This window comes from Rhizobium glycinendophyticum (assembly GCF_006443685.1).
Lineage (GTDB): Bacteria > Pseudomonadota > Alphaproteobacteria > Rhizobiales > Rhizobiaceae > Allorhizobium > Allorhizobium glycinendophyticum.
On record NZ_VFYP01000005.1, the window covers coordinates 1 to 23,288 of the forward strand.

Below are 23,288 nucleotides of genomic sequence, written 5' to 3' on the forward strand. Positions count from 1 at the left end.
CCGCTCGCCTCGTCGGCGCCGCCCTCTCGTTCGGTGAAGCGGCTTATACGGCCACTCCTTTTTCTCGTCAACAGCCAATTGTCAAAAAACTGTCGTTTTTTCCAAGCGGTTGAATTTTCTACAGGAAAACTGGCACTTTATGATGCAGCCTTTCAGACATTCCCAATCCTGTCACACAGTCGCCGGTCGATAGCGTACAGAATTTTCATCGTCAGCAGCGACGCTACCGAAGCCGAACGCTGATCTTCAGAAGGAGTGTGCCGCTGCTATCGGCTTACGAGGTGGGGTTCAATTCCTTCGCAGTAGCCGGCGGACTGGGAAAACTCGGGGGTTCTTTGAAATGCATGGTCCCTCCATCTGCGGGGGCCATTTCGAAGAATTGCGCAGTGCGCTCGCCGAGACCATGGCTATCGCCTTTGCCGGCACAGTTCTTGCGGCAGCAATCGCAATACCACTGAGTTTCCTCGGCGGGAACAACGTCGCACACTTTCGTCCGTTTCGCTTTGTGATGCGACGGATTTTCGACTTTGTGCCTGGGGTCGATGTGATCATCTGGGCGCTGATTTTTGTCAGCGCCATTGGGCTAGGTCCTTTTGTGGGCATCCTAGCCATCGCCGTTGCTGACGGAGCTGTTCTTGCAAAAATTTTCTCGGAGATGATCGAGCAGATCGACGAGAAGCAGGTTGAGGCGGAGCAGGCATGCGGAGCCGAGAGGCTAACGCTCCCGCGTCGGAGCTATCTTCCCCAGATCCTTCCTCTCTTCCTATCCAACATACTCTACTACTTCGAGAGCAACGCGCGCTCCGCCACTATTCTGGGCCTGAACTGGCCCATATCCCAACATGGCCCTAACGACCATGTCCGGAGGACCGTTTGTCAGGCTCGATAGGCGACGCTTCCGACTGCGGGTGGAGCAAGTTGGATCCCGAGCGTCGGGCGCAGTGCCTCGATCATCTCTGGAGCGGAAAGCAGCCGATTGAGTACGACGGATTCGATCGCAAGCCAGGGGAAGAAGCCGGCACCAAAGGCCATTTGACCCCAATCTCCGTAGCCGAACGCGCCAGCCGCTGTTGCGGCCACGAACGATGCGGCCACCGAAGGCAAATAGAGAGCCGGTGTCGTTGCGGTGCCTTCGCGATTACCGCGCCAAAGACGCCCGGTTCGCCACAGCAGAAATAGAAAGGAGAATGTGGCGCCGACCAAGCCAGCATCGCTGCCAGAAAATGGCTGCAGCGGTGAAGCGCAAGCCCAGCCAGCATGGTGGCGACACCAGCAAGCCCGATGAAACAACATTGTGAGGGGTGATGTGCTTCCTCAAGCGCCTTCGACGGGGCGACAAGCACTTCGCTGTATAGAGGAGAATTACAATCAGCCATACGGCAACGGCAATGAGGCTGATCGTGTCTCCGATCACAGGCAGCGTATTCCATTGCAAGGCAGCAATTTGCCAGCATTGGCCGAGACCGGAGATCCCCAGCACAATGCCGAAGAATGATGCGGGGACCAACGGAAAAACAAAGCCGGAAGGCATCAACGCTCTGAATGTCGAAATCCTCCTTGATGACCTCAATCGAGACCACGCTCATGCGAGCGCCCTGCAGCCGCAATCAGTGATCTAACAAGGCGGCGCGCCGCTTTCTTGGAAGCACCAGTGATCTTCAACAGTGGTCGTGGACCTAGCTGTGCAAAGGCGCTTGAAGAAGCACTCCCTTCTTACAAGGCAAGCCCGCGGGCATCTTTTAAGGGTTCTCGTCTCGGCAAACCGATCCATGGGTGCCGGACAGCAATCAACGCCGGACGCTCCCGTCGCGACGGTGCATGCCCCAGCTCATCACTCTGAAAAGGAAGCATTCCCATGACTCACGCTTTTTCGCGCCGCAATTTCTGCCTCTGCTGTATCGCGGCGACAACGTTTTCTGCGACCGGCTGGTTAACGCCCCGGGAGGTATTCGCCAAGACAGGCGGCATCGTCGATATGATCAAGGATTCGGCCGCCAAAGCCCCCATTTCGATTCACAAGCTGCGCGGCAACGTCTCCGTGCTGGAGGGGTCCGGCGGAAACATCGCGGTTCTGAACGGTGCGGACGGCAAAATTCTTGTCGATGCGGGCATTGGCGTGTCGCGCGTCCAAGTCAAAGCCGCACTCGCCCGTCTTGGTCCACAGCCGATCTCGACACTGATCAACACCCATTGGCATTTCGATCATGCCGATGGAAACGAATGGTTGCACGGCGAAGGCGCGCACATCATCGCCCACAAGAACACGCGAACACATCTTTCTTCGACACAGAGGGTGGAAGACTGGTCCTTTGATTTCCCCCCCTCGCCGGCTGGCGCCATCCCGGGCGAGGTCATGGAGAAAAGCCACACGCTGAGCGTGAACGGCGATACTTTGACGCTGGAGTATTATGGTCCGGCCCATACCGATGGCGACATTTCAGTACGGTTCGCAGAAGCCGATATTCTCCACACCGGCGACACCTATTGGAACGGCGTCTACCCGTTTGTGGATTATTCGACCGGCGGCAGCATCGACGGCATGATCATGGCGGCCAAGAAGAACATTGAGGCCAGCACGGACAAGACGATCATCGTGCCGGGCCATGGCCCAATCTCCAACCGGGCGCAGATGATAGAGAGTTTCGACATGTTGTCAGCGATCCGCGACAAGGTCGCATCGCTGAAAAACAAGGGGCTTTCTCTCGATGAAGTGGTCGCGGCGCAGCCCACCGCTGCCTTTGACAACAAATGGGGTCAGTTCGTGATAGACCCGGCGTTCTTTACGCGCCTGACATATGTCGGCGTTTGACGATCTGCGACTGCCGGTAGCAAGGCTCAATGAGGTTCCGTCGAAAGACGGATCTCATTGGGGCCCAATAGGAAAGCGCTGCAGTTCGCCTGCACCGAGCGCCACGGTCCATGTCGGCCATTCGATCGGCGGCGGAGAAGCGGTGGCCCATGTCGCCCGGCACGGTAAGGATCGCGTCGCCAAGTTGGTCATCGTCGCAGCGGTACACTGTCATGCTCAAGACAGACGCCAATCCGGGGGCAGCCCATCGAGGTGTTCGACGGTCTGCGCTCGGCGCTTGGCTCCAACCGTGCGCAATTCTATCTCGACATCGCTTCGGGCTGGTTTTTTCGGCTTCAACCGGCCCAATGCCGTCGCCTCCCAGGGCTCGATCCAGAACTGGTGGCGTTAGGGCATGACCGGCAGCACCAAGGCACATTATGATGGCATAAAGGTCTTCTCTGAGACGGACTTCACCGAGATCTGAAGAAGATCGATGTCCCCACACTGGTTATGCACCGCGACGACCAGATCGTGCCCATCGACGATCCCGCACGCCCAGCAGGCAAATTTCTGAAGAAAGGCTCCCTTGAGGTCTACCAGGGATATCCCCATGGCATGCTGACCACGCACGCCGACGTCTTGAACGCCGATTTGCTGACCTTCTTCAAGACTTGATCCGTCGGATAGCCTGCCAGTCCCGAAGAGCGGCGGTCAAACTCCGCTGTAATGCGTCAAGAAGCACATATCGTGCGGATCCTTCCTCACCTCAAAACGTGTGGTGCCTCAGAAAGGCGCTGCACCACGGCGCGGTCTGCAACATACCTGCAGGGAAACAAGCAAGGGAGAACAATGCCAATGCCAATCGAGCGCCTACCGCCGCTGAGCCAACTCGTGTCCCGAGTTCGACAAGCCTTCGTCCCGCCCGGCTTGGTAGCGCACCGCTTCTGGACGGACGAATGCGTATAGTCCCAGCAAGAACGCGCCGGCAGCAACAAACATCATATAATGCAGGTGGACGAAGGACGCACTCGGCAGGAGTGCGCCGATAACGACGGGCGTCAGCGCTCCGAAAAAAGCGAAAGCAACGTTATAGGCCAGCGAGATGCCCGTGAACCGTACCGGCCCAGGAAAGGCCCGCACCATGAAGCATGGAACAAGCCCCACCATACCCTTGAAGAACGAGGCGATGCCAAAGAGGAAATACACATTGCCACTTGCTGGCGTGACATGCGCATAAAAGAGGTAGGTCGTTGCCGCAAAGGGAAGGCTTGCTGCCATGAAATACGAGCCAAGCCCGATCCGATCGGCCAAATAGCCTGCGGCAATGGCGCCGACGAAGACGCAGGGCGCGCCGAAGGCCGACACCGCCAGAGCCGTCTGGGCGTCGAAGCCATAATGCTTTTGCAGGATCAGCGGCGTCATGAGCGTCGTGACGATGACGACGGCCGAGAGAATCCAGGTCGCAACGAGAGAAATCGAAATCGCTTTCCAATGGCTGCGTAAGACGATGGCGAGGGGAAGCGAGTTTACCACGGCCCGCTCCTGCCTCGCCCTGAGGTAGACCGGTGTTTCGCTGAGCCAGCGCCGTAGGAAGGCACCCACAAGTCCCAGCCCACCTGCGACCACGAAGGGCACCCGCCAGCCATAATCCAGCATTTCCTGAGGAGAGAAGAACCAGTTTGCTGCCATGGTCACCAGCGAGGCCATGAAAACGCCGACAATGAGCGAGGAACTTATGAAACTGCAGGCAAGCCCCAGATGACGGGCAGGAACATGTTCGGCGATGAATGTCCAGGCGCCCGGCGCCTCGCCCCCGAGCGCCACACCCTGTACGATCCGCAGCAGCACAAGCAGAAGAGCCGCGCTTGAGCCCAAGGTCTCATAGGTCGGGATCAATGCAATTGCGGTGGTCGCAAACGCCATCAGCACGATTGAGAACTGGAACACCCGTTTGCGACCGGAGATGTCTCCGAAATGGGCCATGACCAAACCGCCGACAGGGCGAAAAACATAGCCGGCGGCGAAGATACCGAGCGCCTGCACGGTGGCCAGCCATTCCGGCATGTCAGGCGGAAAAAAATTCTTGGTAATGAAAGGGGCCAGAAAGAGGAAGATTACGAAATCGAAAAACTCAAGCGTACCACCAATACCGGACAGCAGAAGAAGGCGTGGCAACCCCGACGTTTTCGCATCCATCTGAACCCCCATTCGAAATGAAACAACATGAATTCGGCGGACAGAAATTCATCCGTCCAGTTTGGAAAAGCATGCTTTGTCACGTTCCAGCAGCAAGGATGCAGCCATTGCCAAATCTTCCGTCTGAAACCCCTCAGTAAACTGGCCATAGAGATGGGCCAACGTCGTCAAGGCCTCAGCGTCAGTGTCATGAGGCCCGTGGCTGCGGGCGAGACTCGTTTGCGCGCGCAACTGCCAGGACAAGGCGCCCTGCTCTTCTGCAAGAGCAATGGACTCGCGAAAACTGGCGCGGGCCGTCAAGACGTCACCCCGTGCCAATTCAACCTCACCCCGAACCCGCAAGAGTTCAGGTGTTTCAAGCGCGCCACCATTCAGGAGCACGCGATCGAGAGTGTTGTTGACAACCAGCAACGCTTCGTCAGCCTGGCCGCAATCCGCCAGCCCCTTCGCGAGAGTTGCCGCAAGCTGCGGGATGTACATCTCGTAACTGTCCTGTCGCAGGACATCGATGGCACTGTGTACCATCGGAATGCCCCTGTCGAAATCCCCCTGCCTTATCAAGGACTGGCCCGCCATGCCATCGCCAACGGCCTGGTATGGCCGCAGCGAATACCGCAGCGCATGGGCGCGCAGCTGCTCTGCAAGGCGCTCGACACTGTCCCAGTCGCCGACCCACTCGAAGACCGAGGCGCCCCATATCAGGCCGATGCAATATGTAACGGCATCCGGGGCGGCCCCTTGGCTTGCGAGAGGCTTTGCTGACGCAACCGCCTGGTCAGGATAGCCCTGAAGCCACAGGCAGCGGGAAAGGGCTATGTTCGGATTGCGGTGAAAGGCAAAGTGGCTGGGCTTGATATGGCGAAATTCCGCCATCAGCAGCGCCGTTTCCAGGTGCTGGCGCGCGGCCTTCTGATTGCCCACCAGGTGGAATGCGACACCGAGCAGATTGTGCGCTGCGGCCTTGCCGGCGGGATCGCCGATCGCATCAGCCAATGACTGTGCCTCACGCGATAGCTGCTCCAGCTCGTCATACTTCGCCATCCGGCGATAGAGCATGTGCAGGCGGCTCAGCAGCCGGAACTGGCTGCGATGATCCTGAAGCTGCCGGGCGGCCTCCAGGGCTCGCAACAGGGCGTACCTCGCCCGCTCGGAATTACCCTCCGTGAAGGTCAGAACATGTCCCAGCGCGGCATCCAGCTCCATATCAAGCACGATTGAGCGGCTGCCTTCGTCCAGGGTCTGCAGGGCTCTTTCGATCCAGGATCGACATTCACGTAACAGTGAAAACTCAATGAAGATATGGGCCATCGCGGCCGCCAACCGCGCTGCAATCCGCCCGTTGCCCTGTTTAGAGAACGCCCAGTTCAACGCCGAACTGGCCTCGCGAACCAGCAACTTTCGGGTGTGTTTCGATAGCTCCACCGGCTCGCCCTCCGGCGGTGCCCGGGCCTCCTCGATCGTGGTGAGCAAGTAGAGGGCATGCGCCTTGGCGACGCTCTCCATTTCGCCTGCCTGGACGAGCTTTGCAAAGGCGTATTCCCGGGTGGTGTCGAGCAGCCGATACTCCTCAAGTTCCCCATTGCGTGCGATGGCAACCAGCGACTTTGCCACAAGGCTTTCTATCGCCTCGAGCACACGGTCCGGTTCAAACGCAGGGCCGGAAATCACGGCTGCGGCCGCGGCTGGAACGAAAGGTCCGACAAAGATTGCCAGCCGGCGAAACACCATTTGTTCGGCATCATCGACAAGCGCATGGCTCCAGTCGATCATCGCCGCAAGGGTCTGGTGGCGCGGCGGCGCGGTGCGCCTGCCTTGCCACAGCAACCTGAAGCGTCCGTCGACCAGCGCTGCCGTCTCCCGCAGCCCGTGCATCGCCACCCGGCTGGCCACCAGTTCGATCGCAAGCGCCATGCCATCCAGTTTGCGGCAGATATCCGCCACGCATGGTGCGTCGCCATCCGGGATCTCGGTCGCATAGCCATGCGCTGCGGCACGCTCGACAAAGAGGCGGGTGGCGGAAAAGTTGAGGAGCTGCCCTGCGGTGATCGCAATGTCGGCCGCGGGCTGCTCCAGGGTCGGCAACAGGATGACGTGCTCGCCCTCGACGCGCAGCCGCTCGCGGCTGGTTGCAAGAATGCAAGCCGCCGGAGCATCGAGGTAGATGCGTTCCGCAAGCGCGGCGAGTGCGCCGATCACCTGCTCGCAGCTATCGAAGATGATGAGCGCCCGGCGCTCGCGCAGGAATGCGACAATCTCCGCAGTCGGATCATTCGATTGTATGACGATGCCGAGAGCGGAAGCGAGGGCGCTGACCACGAATGCCGATCCATCCAGCACCGTCAAATCCAGAAAATAGACAGCCCCCTCGAAAGCATTGAGCATCTGATGGGCAATTGCCACGGCAACGGTGGTCTTGCCGATGCCGCCAGGGCCGTGGATGGTGATGAACCGCCGGGCAAGGAGCTGGTTGGCTATCTTGCGAATGTCTTCGTCGCGCCCGACCATCCGATCCAACAGGCGAGGGACAGTGCCTGAGCGGCGCTCTGCAAGAGGAACGAAGGCTGCTGGCGGGTGAGCAATTACGACCGTGGGTGCAACCAGACAATAGCCCCGCCCGGGGACGTTCGCGACATAGGGCGAACCGTCCTGCGTCACGCCCAGCGCCTTGCGCAATCCGTTGATGTGATAGCGCAGACTGCCTTCATCGACGGTCAGGTCAGGCCAGGCCCGCGTAAGCAACGCCTCTTTTCCCACCACCTGACCGGCATTCTCCGCAAGCGCAACAAGCAGATCGAAGGCGCGACTGCCCAAGGAGACGATCCGCCCTTCCCTTTCAAGGCGGCGCTCGGCGACAAACAGTCGAAAATGGTCGAACGCATAGGCTTGACGCATTTTGCGTCACCTCCTTCGCTCCCTGCCGTTCCGGCTATCGGAAACGGCGAAAGCGGACCTTAAAGAGTTCTGATGCAGCATCGCTGATGCAATCGTTATTCTGGGATGCGAAGAAGCGAAATGTAAATCAAAATTCCCAGATAGCCAAATATGAGAGTGTGCTTAGATTGATGACGGTTCCAGAGATCGTCCGCTTCAAGAAGTCAAAAAAGATTCTCAACCTTGATTTCGCCTATGCGCCATATCTGCATCTTCCGTGATCATGATCAAGCATTGTAGCCGCCATCGACATCCAGCACGCTGCCCGTGATGAATGAGGCGCCCGGCCCGGCCAAAAATACGATGGCCTCTGCGGCATCTTCCGCCCGGCCAAGTCTCTTGAGCACGTTTGCATTGCGCTCTGTCATGATGAGGTCATCGGCAGCGCCCAGTTGATCGACGTCCATTGCTCCGAGTTGAACTACATTGACCGTGATCCCTCGCCCTCCTAAATCGTGAGCAATACCTCTACAATATGCGGCAATGGCAGCTTGGCTTGCAGCAAAATCGGCAAGACCCGGCGTACCCACCCGATCGGCGATACTGGCACCGATGGCAATGATCCGGCCGCCCTCCCCCATAAATCGCACGACAGCGCGGATGAGTGAGATTGTGGCGAGGACATTGACGTGGAACTGTTCGTCGATGGCATCTTCGTCCTGCGCGACGTCATCAACCTGCCAGTGAATGCGAAGCTGCGAATTGGCGATCACGATGTCCAGCCGCTCGAATTTGGCCGTGACCGAGCGCAGGAGGTGCGCTGCTGCGCTCCAATCGAGCCGCGCGGGCACGCGGAACAGGGCGACCGTCGCACCGGCTGCGCGCAGTTCCCTGATGATCGGCGGCTCGACCCTGTCGCCGGACATCGTCACGGCCAGGGAGGCGCCCCTGCGGACCATAGCCAGAGCCGTGGCAGGCCCGACGCCCTGATCGATATTGGTCAACAGAACTATCTTGCCCTTGAGAGCTAGTTCTCTGCACAGATCTGAATCCACGTGAGGCCCCCTTATGCGGCGTGAAGCGCCGGCGAAAGGCAACGGTCCGTGAAATCCATAGAACAATCTTGCAAGATCGTGGAGCAAGAGCGAAACGGGCAAGGGCTCATTCCTCCTAACACCTCCTAACACCACCTAACTCGCTTCCTTGCAGGGGATGCCGCAGTCTCCTCCTCATACAGGAAGCGAGGAGACAGCGATGCGTGCGACCATAACGATGATACCGTCCATCCACCCTTTAACCGGCGCCGCTGTTTGGCTGCTTGGACCAGAGGCGACAGAGCCTGCGGTTAATCGGAATCGCCGCGTTGCGCGGAATGCCGACTGCGGACTCTGCAACTGGCAGCTAGCCAAAGTTTTGCGCTTCATCGAGGAAAATCTTGAGGCCCGGATCCAGGTCGACGATCTCTGCGGTCTGGTGCGCCTTGGTGCTAGCAGGTTTTCGATATGTTTCCGAATTTCGACCGGCCAGTCACCATACCAATACATCCTCTCGCGTCGCATCGATCGCGCAAAGCGAATGCTGGCCACCACTGAGGCGCCGCTCTGCCAGATCGCTCTCGCCTCCGGGCTGTGCGACCAGTCACATCTGTCCAACATGTTCAAACGCATGGTGGGCGTTACTCCGCTCGTTTGGCGCAGACGACAATGGCATGGCGAAATTAGGATGACTCCGCCGGGGTATCGCGACCGCATCGAAAGCGGCCCGCGCCGTCGAGCACCGGATCACCTGAGCCTCGAACTGCAGTTGCGGGAAGGTTACCCGCCATCCGCCACGCGGCAAGACGCCTGACTGTTGCATTTTCCGGAACAATGAACTGTGAACGCTGCTCGTTCTCACGAATGGCAGCTTCCGCCATCTTCAATCGCGGAACGGGGCTCATCCCGGTCGCCATTCAAAGGAGCGCATCATGAAACTCTATTATCATCCCTTGTCGGGGCATGCACACAGGGCACGCCTGTTTCTGTCCCTTCTTGATCTGCCGCATGACCTGATCGAGGTGGATCTGGCCTCCGGTGCGCACAAGAAGCCGGAATTCCTCCGCCTCAACCCATTCGGCCAGGTGCCGGTTCTCGATGACGACGGGGTGATCGTCACGGATTCCAATGCCATTCTCGTCTATCTCGCCAAGAAGGCAGGTCGGACGGAGTGGCTACCGGAAGATGCCGTCGTGGCGGCCGCCATCCAGCGCTGGCTTTCGGTTGCCGCTGGCGAAATCGCCTATGGTCCGGCCGCCGCCCGGCTGATCACCGTCTTCGGCGCCAAGTTCAATCCGGAAGAAGTCATCGGCCGCGCCCATACGCTGCTCGGTCGGCTTGAGAGCCACCTCAGCCAGCATGACTGGCTCGTCGGCAACGGTCCGACGATCGCTGACGTCGCCATCTACAGCTACGTCGCCCGTGCACCTGAAGGCAATGTCGATCTTGCGGCATATCCGGCCGTCAACCGGTTCCTCCGCAGGATCGAGGCGCTGCCCGGCTTCGTGCCCTTCGTCGAGACGCGCGCCGGTCTTTCGGCCGCGTAAAGGCTCGCTACGGGAGCACCTTACGGGCTCCCGGCCACCGGATGCATGGGAGACGGATATGGGCGAGACCCTCGAAAAACTTGAGACGTGGCATAAGGGCGAACTGCGCCTGCAGCAACATGTGGGTGCGGCGGAGCGGATGGCGTCGGTCGGTCAGCGGGTGGTGCGCGATTTCATGCCGGACCAGCATCGGGAGTTCTATGCGCAATTGCCGTTTATCGTGGTCGGCAGCGTCGATGACCGGGACGACGCCTGGGCAACGTTGCTGGAAGGGCGGCCGGGCTTCATGCATTCGCCCTCTTCGACCATCCTCGACATCGGGGCGACCCCGGCCCGGCAGGACCCCGCCGCAGAAGGCATCGCCACTGGCAAGGCCGTCGGGCTTCTCGGCATCGAGATGCATACCCGTCGGCGCAACCGCATGAACGGCATGGTCTCGCACACCGATGGCAAGGTTCGCCTCGAGGTCGACCAGAGTTTCGGCAATTGCCCCCGGTACATCCAGCTGCGCGATTTCCACTTTTCCGACACGCTAGAACAGGCGTCAGCGGTTCCGGCAGAGACCTTGACGGACCTTGATGCGGATGCACATGCCCTGATCGCCCGGGCCGACGCCTTCTTCGTTGCGACCTATGCCGATCGCGGGACCCGCCGACAGGTCGATGTCTCGCATCGCGGCGGCAAGGCGGGCTTCGTCCGCATCGGGCAGGACGGCGTTCTGACAATACCGGACTTCGACGGCAATCTGTTCTTTTCGACGCTCGGCAACATTCTGCTCAACGGCAAGGCGGGGCTCGTGTTCATCGACTTCGCCACGGGCGATCTTCTGCAGATGACGGGCGACGCAGAAGTGATCCTAGACTCGCCAGAGATTGCGGCCTTCCAGGGCGCCGAACGGCTATGGACCTTCACCCCGCGCCGCATCGTGCGGCGGCGCAACGCGCTTGCCCTGCGTTGGGCCTTTTCGGCGGATGGCTGGTCACCGAGTTCGCTGATGACCGGCGATTGGGATCAGGCGGCAGAACGCCTCAAAGCTGCATCGCGTTCGAACGACTGGCAAAACCTCACGATCACCCGGATCGTCGATGAAAGTGCGGCGATCCGCTCCTTTTACCTGAAGCCTGCCGATGGCACCGGCCTCGTGCCGCATCTGGCGGGCCAGCACCTGCCCATCCGCCTGCATCTTCCCGGGATGGAGAAGCCGATCCTCAGGACCTACACACTGTCGGCCGCCCCCTCCGATGGCCTCTACCGGATCAGTGTCCGGCGCGACGGACTGGCTTCGACGCATCTGCATGATGCGATGCGGGTCGGCGATATCGTCGAAGCGCGCGCGCCTGCCGGCGCCTTCACGCTTGATGCCCATGCCACCCGCCCGGCCGTGCTTTTGGGCGGCGGCGTCGGCATTACTCCGCTGCTCGCGATGCTGCGGCATGTCGTCTACGAAGGGTTGCGCCGGCAGCGCATGCGCCCGGTCATTCTCTTCCAGGCAGCACGATCAAAACAAGAGCGTGCGTTTGACGGAGAGATCAGCGAACTCGTGGCGGCCGGGCGCGGGGTAATCCGGCTCGTGCGCGTGCTGAGCGACACGCGCGATGCCGAAGAAGGTCACGATTACGATGCGGCTGGTCGCATCGACATGGCGCTTCTCACGCACCACCTGCCATTCGACGATTACGACTTCTATCTCTGCGGACCGGCACCCTTCACGCAATCGCTTTATGACGGGCTGCGCAGCTATGCGGTCGCCGATCATCGCATTCATGCCGAGGCGTTTGGTCCCTCCTCGCTTGAACGGCGACCCGATCCGGGCGCGTCGCCTCCGGCGCGACCTGCCGCGTCGACACGACCGGTCCCTGTGCTGTTTACCACATCGCTGAAGGAAGCCCGCTGGACACCCGGGTCCGGAAGCCTGCTGGAGCTTGCCGAAGCCAGGGGCCTCGACCCTGCCTTCAGCTGTCGCGCCGGCTCCTGCGGCACCTGCCGTACCAAATTGCTGGCCGGCATCGTGACCTATCCGACCGAGCCCTCGGCCAGCATCGGCGAGGACGAAGTGTTGCTGTGCTGTTCCGTACCGGCCGCACGCGAAGACGGAGCTGAGAACCGCATCGAGCTTGCGCTCTGACGGCGACCTCCCGTCGATTGATGCAAGCTCGGCAACAATCACTTCCACCGTTTGGCCGTTCACGGCCGAGCGCGAGCGGATCATCTTGAGGGCGTGGAGGAAATGGTTCCTGCCGCCAAACGCAAGGAGAAAGACATGTCACGCATTGCAACGCCTGCCCGCATCGAAGACGCACCGGAAGCGTCGCGTCCCGTACTGGAAGCCATCCAGAAGCAGATAGGCTCGGTTCCCAACATCTTCCGTCTCGTGTCGAATAGCCCGGCGGCGCTTAACGGCCTGACCGGATTGCAGGCGGCACTCGGCAAAGGCACGCTGGCCCCCGCCACCCGCGAACGCATTGCGCTCGCTATGGCCGAGGTGAACGGCTGCGATTACTGCCTGTCGGCGCATACCTATACCGGCTCCAAGTTAGCCAAGCTGGACGACCACGAAATCCTCGCCAATCGCCAGGGCACGTCCCTCGACGCAAAGGCCGCAGCCGCCGTGGAATTCTCCCGCGCGCTGACGCTGTCGCGCGGTGCCGTGACCGTTGCCGCGATCGAAAAGGTGCGGGCGGCAGGTTACGGCGATGCCGAAATCCTCGAGATCATCGCCCATGTCGCGCTGAATACCTTCACCAATTACGTCAACGAGGCGCTGGGCACCGAGATCGATTTCCCCCGGATCTCTCCCCTTGCAGCCTGACGGCGAAGGACGGTTTCCGTTTCCGGATCCGTCCGACCTGCCTCCCCTCCCCATAAGGATCAATTCCATGTCCCGTCCGCCATTGCCCCCCTTCACTGAACAGTCCGCCATCGAAAAGGTGCGCCTGGCCGAAGATGGCTGGAACAGCCGCGAAGCGGCTAAGGTTGCGCTCGCCTATACGCTCGACACTCGCTGGCGCAACCGCGCCGAATTCCTGACCGGCCGCGCCGAAGCAGAGGCCTTTTTGACACGCAAGTGGAACAGGGAACTGGACTACCGCCTGATCAAGGAACTCTGGGCGTTCCAGGACAACCGCATTGCCGTGCGCTATGCCTATGAATACCGTGACGACAGCGGCCACTGGTTTCGTGCCTATGGCAACGAGAACTGGGAGTTTGCCGAGGATGGCCTGATGCGCGCGCGCCATGCCAGCATCAACGAGCAGCCGATTGCGGAAGCGGATCGCAAATTCCTCTGGCCGCTTGGCCGGCGTCCGGACGATCACCCGGGCCTCAGCCATTTCGGTTTTTGAAATAAGGAAGGCTCCCGCCATGGGTCATATCAGGCTTGACGCACGAACACGCCTTTCCATCGACATCGCGCTCGCCGCCGCTGGTGGCGATGACGAGCGTCTGCGCCTCGCTGAAAAGTCTGCCCGCTCCCTTGGCTTAACGGGAGCGGACCTCGACGCCCTGCGGCAGGGGTCGAGCTTCGATTTTCAGCTGTCGCGGGCAATCGCCCTTGCGCTTTCGCCGAATTCGGAAAACCGGGACCGCGCCCGGCGCGCCGGTCTCGATGACCGGGTCTGTCAGGCCATCGAAGCCTTTGCGGCGAGCAAGGCTGGGCTGGCCTGAGACTGCCCACCCTCGACATGCTTCCGGTGGCGCCGGTTTCCGACTGGCGCCACCACGCGATCAATGCAAATGTTGCCACAAGGGCACGGGGGGAAAGACATGGATCGATGGCAGGCGATGCGGATCTTCGTCAAGGTGGCGGAGACCGAGAGTTTTGCCGAGACCGCACGGCACATGAACATGAGCGCGCCGGCTGTCACCCGAACCGTCGCAGCACTTGAGGATCTGATCGGTGCGCGCCTCTTCGTCCGCACCACCCGTTCGGTGAAGATGACCGAGGCCGGCAACCGCTATCTGGGCGACTGCCGGCGCATTCTCGCCGACATTGCCGAGGCTGAGGCAACCGCCGGCGGCACTTATGCGACACCGACTGGAACGCTCAATATTACGGCACCTGCATTGTTCGGGCAGATGCATGTGCTGCCGATCGTCATTGACTATCTCAACGCCTACCCGCGCGTGCGGGCTAGAACGCTCTTTGTCGACCGTCCCATCAACATGATCGAAGAAGGCGCGGATGTGGCCCTGCGCATCGGCCATCTGCCTGATTCCGGTTTCACCGCCATCAAGGTGGGGGCGATCCGGCATGTGGTCTGCGGCGCGCCCCGCTATTTCGAAGAGCACGGCGTTCCGACAACCCCCGCCGATCTGCGGGATCATCGAGTAGCGGCGCCAACCAGCGCCTGGGCCTCGCCGGAATGGCGTTTTGCGGGAGATCAGAAGGTGACGATCACGCCGAGCCTCCAGTGCAACACCAACGAGGCCGCGATCACTGCGGCCCGTCAGGGCTTTGGCCTCACCCGCGTCCTGCATTACCAGATCGGCCCGGCATTGGTTGCCGGCGAGTTGCAGATCGTGCTCGGCGACTATGAAGAGCCGCCGCTCCCCATCCACCTTCTCTATCCCGAAGGCCGGAGCGCGCCCGCCAAGGTTCGCGCCTTCATCGACATGGCTGTGCCGATCTTGAGAGACAATAGGCTCCTGAACTGAGGCTTGATCCGCAATCGGTGTCTTTCGCCCTCAGACGGGCGCGAGCGCGATCCGCTCCAGGATGAGATCGAGCAGCGCGCGTAGGCGCGGCAGGCGCTTCAAGTCTCGATGATAGCCGATCCAGGTCTCGCGCGACGGCGGCTGAGTGCCAAGATCCACCAACCGAAGTCCGGGCGTAGCGTTCGCAAGCGGCCGTGGTAGCACGGCAAAGCCTGCACCGAGTGCACAGAGCCGTGCCTGCACCTCGCGGTTGTTGCTGCGGCAGACGACGTTTGCTCGCGGAAGCGCCTGCGTCACCCAGCTTACATCCGGCATACCGCCGAAGGCCGTGTCCATCAGTATCAGCGGGCAGCCCTCGCCGTCGCCGAGGGTCGGTGTGGGATAGCTTTGCGCTGCATAGAGCCCGTAGGGAATGGTCACGAGCTTGCGGGCAATCACCTCCGGCTCATCGAAAGGCGTGATCCGCATGACGAGATCTGCCTCCCGCCGAGATAGGCTGTAGAGGCGCGGATCGGTCAGCAATTCCACCGTGACGTTAGGATGCAGCCGGCTGAACTCCGCCAGAACCGGGCTAAGCACGGTCGTTCCGAACCAGTCGGAACAGGATAGGCGCAAGAGGCCATCAAGACCTTTCACGCTGCCTGCCAACTCACGCTGCATGGCATGGGCTTCCTCTTCCATGCGCAGGGCATGCTGGAAGAGCGACTGGCCCTCGTCAGTCAGCACGAAGCCGTCGCTCGTCCGCTGGAAGAGGCTCGCGCCCGCCGCCTGTTCCAGCGCACGCAGGCGGCGACCCATGGTCGGCTGCGTCTGCTTCAGCCGCCGAGCGGCAGCGCCCAGTGTGCCTTCCCGGGCAATCGCGAGAAAGATTGGAAGGTCGCTCCATTCGAAATCGCGCACCATACACCCCATGCAAATTTGCACGCGCTTCGTGCAATACTTATCGTCGTCATACAGCTTTGTTGGCCGCATAGTCCAGTGATCAACAAGGAGAGTGTCATGACCCGCAGCACACACACCATGAAAGCCGCCCTCGTCGAGACCAATGATGGCGCATTCCGCCTGGCCGAAATCGCCCGTCCCGTGCCGAACCTCGGCGAGGTGCTCGTTCGCATCCACGCGAGCGGCGTCAATCCGCTCGATGCCAAGATCCGTGCCGGTGCCGCAGCCCATGCCCGCCATCCGCTGCCGGCCGTTCTGGGCATCGACCTTGCCGGCGTGGTCGAGGCGGTGGCGCCGGACGTTACGGCGTTCCGTGTCGGCGATGCCGTCTACGGCATGACAGGTGGAGTCGGCGGTATTCAGGGAACGCTGGCGGAATATGCATCAGTCGATGCAAGGCTTCTCGCATTAAAACCTGCAAACCTCACGATGCGCGAGGCAGCCGCGCTGCCGCTTGTCACCATCACGGCGTGGGAGGGGCTTGTCGATCGCGCCCGCATTCAGTCCGGCCAGACCTTGCTCGTGCAGGGCGGCGGCGGCGGTGTCGGCCATGTCGCGGTGCAGATTGGGGTCGCTCTCGGCGCAAAAGTGTTTGCCACCGACGGCGCTCCTAAGGCGGATTTCATCCGCTCCATGGGGGCGACGCCCATCGATTATACGACGGAAAAGCTTGAGGATTATGTCGCACGCCACACCGGGGGCGAAGGTTTCGACCTTGTCTACGATACCGGCGGTGGCGCCGTTCTTGACGCTTCCTTTCAGGCGGTCAAGCGTTTCGGCCATGTCGTCAGCTGCCTTGGCTGGGGCACGCATGCCCTTGCGCCCCTGTCCTTCAAGGCCGGCACTTATTCCGGCGTCTTCACCCTGGCCCCGCTACTGAACGGGATCGGTCGCGAACATTACGGTGATATCCTGCGGGAGGCCGCTGTGATGGTGGAGGCGGGTAAGCTCATTCCGCGGCTCGATCCGAGAACCTTCGCGATCAACGCGGTGACGGAGGCCCATGCAGCCCTCGCCGATCGCAGCGCCACCGGCAAGATCGTCGTCTCCATCGCCGATGCCGCCTGAGCCGGCAGAAAGGACAGGAGGACGGCCATGAAGACCTGGTTCATCACCGGCGCATCGCGCGGCTTCGGCGCACGGATCGCCGAAAAAGCACTGGCACGAGGCGACGCTGTTGTCGCCACCGCCCGCAATCCCCAATCGATTGTCGATCGGTTGGGGCGGAGTGACAAGTTGCTCGCGGTTGCACTGGACGTGAACGACGCGCAGCAGGCCGAGGCGGCCGCGGCGCAAGCCACTGCCCGCTTCGGCCGCATCGACATTCTTGTCAACAATGCCGGCTATGGCCTGGTCTCCGCCGTGGAAGAGGCAAGCGCAGAAGAGGTAGAGGCGTTGTTTCGCACCAATGTGTTCGGCCTGCTGGCCGTCACCCGCGCGATCCTTCCCGGGATGCGCAGGCTCCGTTCCGGCCGGATCCTCAACTTTTCATCGATCGGCGGCTACCGTGCCGGCGCCGGCTTCGGCGTCTATTCGGCGACAAAATTCGCCGTCGAGGCACTGTCGGAATCGTTGCGGATCGAACTCGCACCGCTCGGCATCGACGTTACCGCCATAGAGCCCGGCTATTTCCGCACGGATTTCCTCGACGCCACGTCGCTGCGCACCGGGCAAAACGAAATCCCCGACTACGCCACAACGGCAGGTGCCGTTCGCGACAGGACGGTGGCCATGAACCAGCGCCAGCCCGGTGATCCGGACCGGCTGGCCCAGGTCGTGTTGGATCTTGCCGATGCGCCGGAAACCCCGGTCCGCCTGCCGCTTGGAAGCGACACCATCGCGGCGATCGAAGCCAAGCACCGGTCAGATGCGGCGATCATCGAGGCCTGGCGCAACATCTCGGTTTCGACCGATTTTTAAGCGGCCTGAAGCTTGCCGGATGACCTTCAACCCAATGGAGTGAACACACATGTCACACCGATCCGACCTCATCGAAGTGCTTGCCCGCTATGTCCGTGCCGCCGATCATCGTAATCCCGAGGCGATGGCGGACGTATTTCTGCCCGACGCAAGCGTGGAAATTTACTACAGCAATCGCGGCGTCCAGACGAAGCTCGGCGAACTGTCCGGCGCCGAGACAATCGGCAACGCCGTGCGTGGCATGATGGCGCCACATCCCGAGCGCGGGTGGAGCCACCACACGACATTCGACCATATCGTCACCATCGACGGTGACGAGGCCACGATCGACGCGCAGTTTATCGTCTACAACACGGTCGGGCTCGAACGCCCCGCCGGTGGATGGCCGGCAGGCGCCAGTGGTGCCCAGGGAACGATCACGCCGATCGAATCCGGCTATTACCGGCCGCATCTTTCCCGGGTGAACGGGACCTGGCGTATCGCCCGCCATGTGATCGTGCACGACCTGCCCATGGCGTTTCCGGACGCATAGTCGCGCGCAGATATGGGCGGCAGTCAGCAGCAAGGCAGAGCCTTCCTTTAAACCGCCCATCGGGCGCTTTTGAAGACTGGAGATTATCATGAAAACGATCGAAGCCAGCCGTTTTGGCGGGCCCGATGTGCTGGTCCTGACCGACCGACCAGATCCCGTTCCCGGTCCGGGCGAGATCACAATCGATGTCAGCCATGCGGCGGTCGGTTTGATCGACCTCCTGTTCCGCCGGGGCCAGTTCAAGGACGTGGCCGGCATGGCGCAGCCGCCCTTTACCCCAGGCCTGGAGGTGTCCGGCACGGTGCGCGCACTTGGAGCAGGCGTCACCGGTTTCCGGGTCGGGGAATGGGTGCTGTCGCTCTCCGATGGATCCGGTACCGGCGGTTATGCGTCGGTCTACGTGGCGCAGGCACCCATGGTGGTGTCGATCGAGGGCTATGACATCGATCCCGCCCTTGCTGTCGCAATGGTCCCGAACATGGCGATGGCGCATGTTGCGCTCACCCGCGTGGCGCATTTGGAGAAAGGCGAAAGCCTGCTCGTGCATGGCGCGCTTGGCGGCCTGTCCTCGGGCTTCCCCGGCATGGCAAGGCAGCTAGGCGCATCCCGAATTGTCGGGACCGTTCGTTCGTCCAAAATCAAGGCAGCGGAGACAACCCACCTGCCCTACGACAAGATCGTCGACTCCCCGGATTTCGCGGCGGCGCTTCAGAACGAGACCTTCGACGTCGTCATCGACCCCGTCGGCGGTGCGGTCCGGTCGGACAGTCTCAAGCTGATGCGTGCGGGGAGCCGCCTCATTGTCGCCAGCAATGCCAGCGGTGACTGGACGCATGAGGTCAAGTCCAATGATCTCTGGCTTGGCAGCATGTCAATGTCCGGTTTCAATGCCGCTGCCTATTTCGCCACCCATCCGCAGGTTGTTCGCCCCGCACTCGAGGCGGCGTTAACGGCGCTGGCTGCGGGTCTGGGGAACATCGTGGTTGATCTGCTGCCGCTCGAGGACGCGCCGGCCGCCCACCGCAAGATGGAAAGCCGCACGCTCGACGGGCGGATCGTGCTGGAGATCAATCGCTAAACGAAAGGGCTCAGAAATCTCGTTCCCGCACATAGACGGGGTATTGAGCCTTGGCCGCGTCTGCCTTTTCGTGATCGATGATCGCCAGCAGCAAAGGTTCGCTCTGGCTGGTGTCACCCAGCGGGTTTGCCGAGGGATCGAATACGAAGCCGCCGCCGCCGAAGATGGGCGGCTCGCCATCAGCAGCGCCGACACGATTGGAGCTCATGACATAGGCGCCGCTGACAATGGACGCCATGGCGCCTGCGGTGCGCCAGTGGGACATGCTGCGTCCGGACGCTCTCGGCACGGCGATCAGATGGGCGCCCTGTTTGCCGAGCGCGCGGGCTCGTTCCGGAAACATCAACTCGGTGCAGAGAAGCACGCCAACCCTCAAGCCCGCGATGACATGCGTGTCAAAACCTGGGATGGCAGGCGCAAACCACCCGTCCTCCTGCCAGCCCTCTTCGGCGGGGAAAAGATGTTTGTGATGCAAGATGCGGTAAACGCCATTTTCGATAACAAAGGCCTCATTGGCGAGCCGCCCGCCATGGACGACGGGCCGCGAAGAAATCACCGCCGCCGCGAGTTCCCCAAGCGCAGGCAGAGACTGCGCATGCAGGTCCGCCCATGCTTCGGCGCGGGCCTGATCATAAGGCAACGTCTTCGGCAGCCAGGCGCCAAACGGCATTTCGTTGGTGATCAGAATATCGGGCGAAAGGCGGCTGACAGCGTCGGCGCAGGCGCGCCATTGCTGGCTTCCAACGACCATTCCATCCGGCCATTCCACTGCGCATGCCGTCACCATGGTCGCTCCTCCTCCAAATGCGCGCTTTTGGTCCGCATTGCCTTACCAAGCTTGATGCCAGCCTATCAGCCTCTGGTTCGTCCCGCTCAAAAATCGGCGCGGGTCGCTCCGGACTTCTATTCAAGATCGGCGTCGATGCGGACGAACAATCCATCGGGATCGGCCTCAATCACGAGCAGGCCTGTCTCGTGGCCGAAGTCGCCCGTGAAATCGACGCGGAGTCGGGCTTTGTTATCGCCAAGATCGGTTAGCGACAAAAAGCGGGTCACCGTATGATATCCTCGGAAATACCGCTCGACATAGTCGCCGATGCCGGCATGGCCCTCGAATATATGACCTGTCGAGGGATCATCGATCACGGCATTGGCCGTAAACAGCGCCTGGACACCTTCGGCGTCGAAGGCGTTGAGCGCAGCGATCAGCGCATTGGCCGCCTTGCGCCATGCGTGAGGTTTCATTAATGTCATCGAAATCTCTCTTTCGCCGAAAGGTCTCGTCAGGGTCAAATCATGTATCCGCCCGACACTTCGATGGTCTGCGCGTTGATCCAGCGGCTGTCCTCGCCCAGCAGGTTTGCGATCATGGCGCCGACATCGTCGGGCTCGCCGATGCGGCCGAGCGCTGTCTGCCCCGCCAACAGGGTCTCAAACTCATCATTCAGGCCGCCGCCCAGATCGGTGCGGATCGCGCCGGGGGCGATCGAATTGGCGCGGATGCGACGGTCCCCGAACTCCTTAGCCATGTACCGGGTCAGCACCTCCAACCCACCCTTGAAGGCGGCATAGGGCGCGACGCCGGATGTGGCCACCCGGGTCGTGGCGCTGCTGATATTGACGACATGGCCGCCATCCGCCATCAGCGGCAGAAGCGTTTGGGTCAGGAAGAAAGGGCCCTTCAGGTGCACGCGATAAAGGGCATCGAAATCATCTTCGGTGACGGAGACGATCGGATTGAATTGACCGAAGCCCGCATTGTTGACGAGGGCGTCGAAACGATCCGTGTTCCAGACCGCTTCAAGCCGGCGGGCGACCTCGTCGCGAAATGCGGGAAAGGACGCGCTGTCGGCGACATCGAGCTTCACGGCGGCCGCTTGGCCACCCTGTTGGCAGATAGTCTTGACCACCGTTTCCGCCGCATCCTGATTGGCGTTGAACGTGATCAGGACGCCCATTCCGCGTCTCGCGCATGCGAGCGCGGTTGCGGCCCCGATCCCGCGACTTCCACCGGTAATGATGACGATAGGCATGGCTGCTCCTTTGATCTTAGCTTCGACCGAGAAGCGAAGACCGCTCTCGGAGATGAAATCTGATGCGCATCGGATAGCAGCAGCGGTGCCAGCCGCGCATTCCCGATCCTCTTCCCCACTTGCCTAATCCTGCCTGGCTCTTGCGTATTGCAGATTCCCTTGAGATGATCAGCTCGATGGAGAAACGACTTCTAGAACTGCGCCGACTGGCGTCATGGGCGGAAAATCGGCGCACCGAGACCGGCATCCCGCGGGTGGCGATGGTCAAGGGCGAAATCCCCGAGCACCGTCTGGCCATGGTTTATGAGCCGATGATCAACCTGATCCTCACCGGATCCAAGACGATGACGATCGGCGACCGCACCCTGCGCTACGATCCGGCAACCTATTTCGTCATGACTGTCGATCTGCCGGCGGTGGGCGCGGTCAGCGCGTCCGATCACGGCGATCCTTATCTGGCCGTCAGCCTGTCGCTTGAGCCCGCCATTCTGGCGGAGCTTCTGGCCGGCTTGCCCAATCATGCCGCGTCATCTGCCATCAGCGCTGGCTTTTCGGTCGCGCCTGTTTCAGACGATCTGCTGGACGCTTGGGTCCGGATGTTGCGTCTGATGGAGCGGCCGGAGGAGATTCCTCTGTTTGCGCCGCTTTATGAGCGCGAAATCCTGCTCCACGTGCTGCAGGGGCCGCTTGGCTACATGCTGCGCGCCATCGCTGCGCCAGAAACCCCGTTTGCGGGAATTGAACGCGCCGTCCGCTGGATAAGAGAGAATTTTGCGCGGCCCTTGCGGGTGGAGAACCTCGCGGACATGGCAGCCCTCAGCGTATCTGCCTTTCATCGCCACTTCAAAGCCGTGACTGCACTCAGCCCGCTCCAGTATCACAAGCATGTCCGCCTGCTGCACGCGCGCTCCCTGCTGATTGCAGGCGAAGGAAATGCCACCACGATTGCCTTCAGGGTCGGCTATGAGAGCCCGAACCAGTTCAGCCGCGAGTATGCGCGTCAGTTCGGTCGGCCACCGTCGCTGGATATCAGGGCACTGCGCGGGTAGGCGCAATGAGATGACGGTCCAGGTAAGCGAAATCGCTTTCATCGACCCGCATATATCCAAAAACGGCATGGCAGATGCGGCTGAGCAGCGAGCCTGAATCGCGTTCGCTTGCGGCCGAAGCGTTATCGCACAGGCTACGGGTGATGGAGAACAGATCCGAAGCCATGATGCGAGCGCTGTGGTGCAAGGGCATTTTCGAGCTTACCAGCACATGCTCTATACATCGCAGGATCGTGCAGGACGCCGGACGGTCAAGTTCGGCGCTTTCGAAATGATGCTGCTGACGGTCGAGCAGAACCGCAAGATCCGGACGCTGCAACTGATGCCGCACGGCCGCTTCTGCCATGCCTATGATGGCAAGGCGCCAGTCCTGATGATGTGACGCCGTCACCACATCTTCGACCAGGATCGCCCCGGACCGCCGCCAGAGTTCCGCCGTGATGGCATCCTTGTTCGGGAAATACTGATAGAGCGAGCCGACGCTCACGCCCGCCCGCTCCGCGATGGTATTGGTGTTGTAATGCTCCAGGCGCCCCTCCTCCAGAATGCGAGCAGCGGCCTCGACGATGCAGTCGACTGTGTACACGGAGCGGGTCTGCTGGGCGCTTTTACGCGCAAAAACCTGCTTTGAGATAGGCATCG

Annotated in this window: 22 protein-coding genes and 2 pseudogenes; 15 read left to right on the forward strand and 9 right to left on the reverse strand. The window is 61.2% G+C overall.

Annotated features, from left to right (window positions below):
* The first annotated feature begins 340 nt into the window (after positions 1 to 340).
* Positions 341 to 889, forward strand: a complete 549-nt coding sequence (locus FJQ55_RS20320) for a PhnE/PtxC family ABC transporter permease (protein ID WP_246085220.1) — start codon at positions 341 to 343, stop codon at positions 887 to 889.
* Here the strand turns inward: FJQ55_RS20320 and FJQ55_RS20325 are convergent.
* A pseudogene (locus FJQ55_RS20325) lies at positions 877 to 1,531 on the reverse strand (SLAC1 family transporter). The gene FJQ55_RS20320 and the pseudogene FJQ55_RS20325 sit on opposite strands and share 13 nt — an antisense overlap.
* A 318-nt stretch (positions 1,532 to 1,849) precedes the next feature.
* On the opposite strand from FJQ55_RS20325, the gene FJQ55_RS20330 reads away from it, so the two are divergent.
* Both FJQ55_RS20330 and FJQ55_RS20335 read left to right on the forward strand, forming a co-directional pair.
* Positions 1,850 to 2,809, forward strand: a complete 960-nt coding sequence (locus FJQ55_RS20330; RefSeq protein WP_425467569.1) for an MBL fold metallo-hydrolase — start codon at positions 1,850 to 1,852, stop codon at positions 2,807 to 2,809.
* 106 nt (positions 2,810 to 2,915) lie between these two features.
* A pseudogene (locus FJQ55_RS20335) lies at positions 2,916 to 3,466 on the forward strand (alpha/beta fold hydrolase); the annotation flags it as partial.
* Between the two features lie 195 nt (positions 3,467 to 3,661).
* On the opposite strand, the gene FJQ55_RS20340 reads toward FJQ55_RS20335, so the two are convergent.
* From FJQ55_RS20340 to FJQ55_RS20350, 3 genes are all read right to left on the reverse strand, one after another.
* Entirely contained in the window at positions 3,662 to 4,987 is a 1,326-nt protein-coding gene (locus FJQ55_RS20340) for an MFS transporter (RefSeq protein WP_246085221.1), read from the reverse strand.
* Positions 4,988 to 5,035: 48 nt separating this feature from the next.
* Positions 5,036 to 7,879: an ATP-binding protein gene (locus FJQ55_RS20345; RefSeq protein WP_140831422.1), complete on the reverse strand. Its 2,844-nt coding sequence runs from the start codon at positions 7,877 to 7,879 to the stop codon at positions 5,036 to 5,038.
* A 266-nt stretch (positions 7,880 to 8,145) separates the two neighbouring features.
* Complete coding sequence (locus tag FJQ55_RS20350) at positions 8,146 to 8,862, reverse strand: SDR family NAD(P)-dependent oxidoreductase (RefSeq protein ID WP_246085222.1); 717 nt, start codon at positions 8,860 to 8,862, stop codon at positions 8,146 to 8,148.
* 250 nt (positions 8,863 to 9,112) lie between these two features.
* Between FJQ55_RS20350 and FJQ55_RS20355 the strand changes: the two genes are divergently transcribed.
* The 7 genes from FJQ55_RS20355 to FJQ55_RS20385 all read left to right on the forward strand — a co-directional run bounded on the left by FJQ55_RS20355 (position 9,113) and on the right by FJQ55_RS20385 (position 15,092).
* The gene (locus FJQ55_RS20355; protein WP_161597009.1) at positions 9,113 to 9,706 is read left to right on the forward strand and encodes a helix-turn-helix domain-containing protein; all 594 of its coding nucleotides are present in this window, start codon (positions 9,113 to 9,115) and stop codon (positions 9,704 to 9,706) included.
* A gap of 118 nt (positions 9,707 to 9,824) precedes the next feature.
* Positions 9,825 to 10,439, forward strand: a complete 615-nt coding sequence (locus FJQ55_RS20360) for a glutathione S-transferase family protein (protein WP_140831426.1) — start codon at positions 9,825 to 9,827, stop codon at positions 10,437 to 10,439.
* 58 nt (positions 10,440 to 10,497) lie between these two features.
* On the forward strand, positions 10,498 to 12,564 hold the full coding sequence (locus FJQ55_RS20365) for a 2Fe-2S iron-sulfur cluster-binding protein (protein WP_140831428.1): 2,067 nt from the start codon (positions 10,498 to 10,500) through the stop codon (positions 12,562 to 12,564).
* Between the two features lie 135 nt (positions 12,565 to 12,699).
* Positions 12,700 to 13,248: a carboxymuconolactone decarboxylase family protein gene (locus tag FJQ55_RS20370; RefSeq protein ID WP_140831430.1), complete on the forward strand. Its 549-nt coding sequence runs from the start codon at positions 12,700 to 12,702 to the stop codon at positions 13,246 to 13,248.
* A gap of 67 nt (positions 13,249 to 13,315) precedes the next feature.
* On the forward strand, positions 13,316 to 13,780 hold the full coding sequence (locus FJQ55_RS20375) for a nuclear transport factor 2 family protein (protein WP_140831432.1): 465 nt from the start codon (positions 13,316 to 13,318) through the stop codon (positions 13,778 to 13,780).
* A 19-nt stretch (positions 13,781 to 13,799) separates the two neighbouring features.
* Positions 13,800 to 14,102 (forward strand): hypothetical protein, encoded by a 303-nt coding sequence (locus FJQ55_RS20380; RefSeq protein WP_140831434.1) that lies wholly within the window; start codon positions 13,800 to 13,802, stop codon positions 14,100 to 14,102.
* A gap of 99 nt (positions 14,103 to 14,201) precedes the next feature.
* Positions 14,202 to 15,092, forward strand: a complete 891-nt coding sequence (locus FJQ55_RS20385) for a LysR family transcriptional regulator (RefSeq protein ID WP_140831436.1) — start codon at positions 14,202 to 14,204, stop codon at positions 15,090 to 15,092.
* A gap of 30 nt (positions 15,093 to 15,122) precedes the next feature.
* On the opposite strand, the gene FJQ55_RS20390 is transcribed toward FJQ55_RS20385, so the two are convergent.
* Positions 15,123 to 15,992, reverse strand: coding sequence for a LysR family transcriptional regulator (locus tag FJQ55_RS20390; protein WP_246085223.1), 870 nt, complete (start codon positions 15,990 to 15,992; stop codon positions 15,123 to 15,125).
* 99 nt (positions 15,993 to 16,091) lie between these two features.
* On the opposite strand from FJQ55_RS20390, the gene FJQ55_RS20395 reads away from it, so the two are divergent.
* The 4 genes from FJQ55_RS20395 to FJQ55_RS20410 all read left to right on the forward strand — a co-directional run bounded on the left by FJQ55_RS20395 (position 16,092) and on the right by FJQ55_RS20410 (position 19,564).
* Positions 16,092 to 17,102, forward strand: a complete 1,011-nt coding sequence (locus FJQ55_RS20395; protein WP_140831440.1) for a zinc-dependent alcohol dehydrogenase family protein — start codon at positions 16,092 to 16,094, stop codon at positions 17,100 to 17,102.
* A 27-nt stretch (positions 17,103 to 17,129) separates the two neighbouring features.
* The gene (locus FJQ55_RS20400) at positions 17,130 to 17,954 is read left to right on the forward strand and encodes an oxidoreductase (RefSeq protein WP_140831442.1); all 825 of its coding nucleotides are present in this window, start codon (positions 17,130 to 17,132) and stop codon (positions 17,952 to 17,954) included.
* Positions 17,955 to 18,003: 49 nt separating this feature from the next.
* Positions 18,004 to 18,486, forward strand: coding sequence for a nuclear transport factor 2 family protein (locus FJQ55_RS20405; protein ID WP_140831444.1), 483 nt, complete (start codon positions 18,004 to 18,006; stop codon positions 18,484 to 18,486).
* An 88-nt stretch (positions 18,487 to 18,574) separates the two neighbouring features.
* Positions 18,575 to 19,564 (forward strand): quinone oxidoreductase family protein, encoded by a 990-nt coding sequence (locus tag FJQ55_RS20410; protein ID WP_140831446.1) that lies wholly within the window; start codon positions 18,575 to 18,577, stop codon positions 19,562 to 19,564.
* A 10-nt stretch (positions 19,565 to 19,574) separates the two neighbouring features.
* Here the strand turns inward: FJQ55_RS20410 and FJQ55_RS20415 are convergent, their stop codons facing one another.
* From FJQ55_RS20415 to FJQ55_RS20425, 3 genes are all read right to left on the reverse strand, one after another.
* Positions 19,575 to 20,351, reverse strand: coding sequence for a carbon-nitrogen hydrolase family protein (locus FJQ55_RS20415; RefSeq protein WP_208758240.1), 777 nt, complete (start codon positions 20,349 to 20,351; stop codon positions 19,575 to 19,577).
* A gap of 116 nt (positions 20,352 to 20,467) precedes the next feature.
* The gene (locus tag FJQ55_RS20420) at positions 20,468 to 20,818 is read right to left on the reverse strand and encodes a nuclear transport factor 2 family protein (protein WP_167507773.1); all 351 of its coding nucleotides are present in this window, start codon (positions 20,816 to 20,818) and stop codon (positions 20,468 to 20,470) included.
* A gap of 35 nt (positions 20,819 to 20,853) precedes the next feature.
* Complete coding sequence (locus tag FJQ55_RS20425; RefSeq protein WP_140831448.1) at positions 20,854 to 21,597, reverse strand: SDR family NAD(P)-dependent oxidoreductase; 744 nt, start codon at positions 21,595 to 21,597, stop codon at positions 20,854 to 20,856.
* 176 nt (positions 21,598 to 21,773) lie between these two features.
* Here FJQ55_RS20425 and FJQ55_RS20430 point away from each other — a divergent pair, with 176 nt between their 5' ends.
* On the forward strand, positions 21,774 to 22,646 hold the full coding sequence (locus FJQ55_RS20430) for an AraC family transcriptional regulator (RefSeq protein ID WP_140831450.1): 873 nt from the start codon (positions 21,774 to 21,776) through the stop codon (positions 22,644 to 22,646).
* Here FJQ55_RS20430 and FJQ55_RS20435 read toward each other — a convergent pair.
* Positions 22,627 to 23,286 carry a TetR/AcrR family transcriptional regulator gene (locus FJQ55_RS20435; protein ID WP_140831452.1) on the reverse strand — a complete coding sequence of 220 codons (660 nt, stop codon included), beginning with the start codon at positions 23,284 to 23,286 and terminating at the stop codon, positions 22,627 to 22,629. The two genes, FJQ55_RS20430 and FJQ55_RS20435, sit on opposite strands and share 20 nt — an antisense overlap.
* Positions 23,287 to 23,288: the final 2 nt, after the last annotated feature.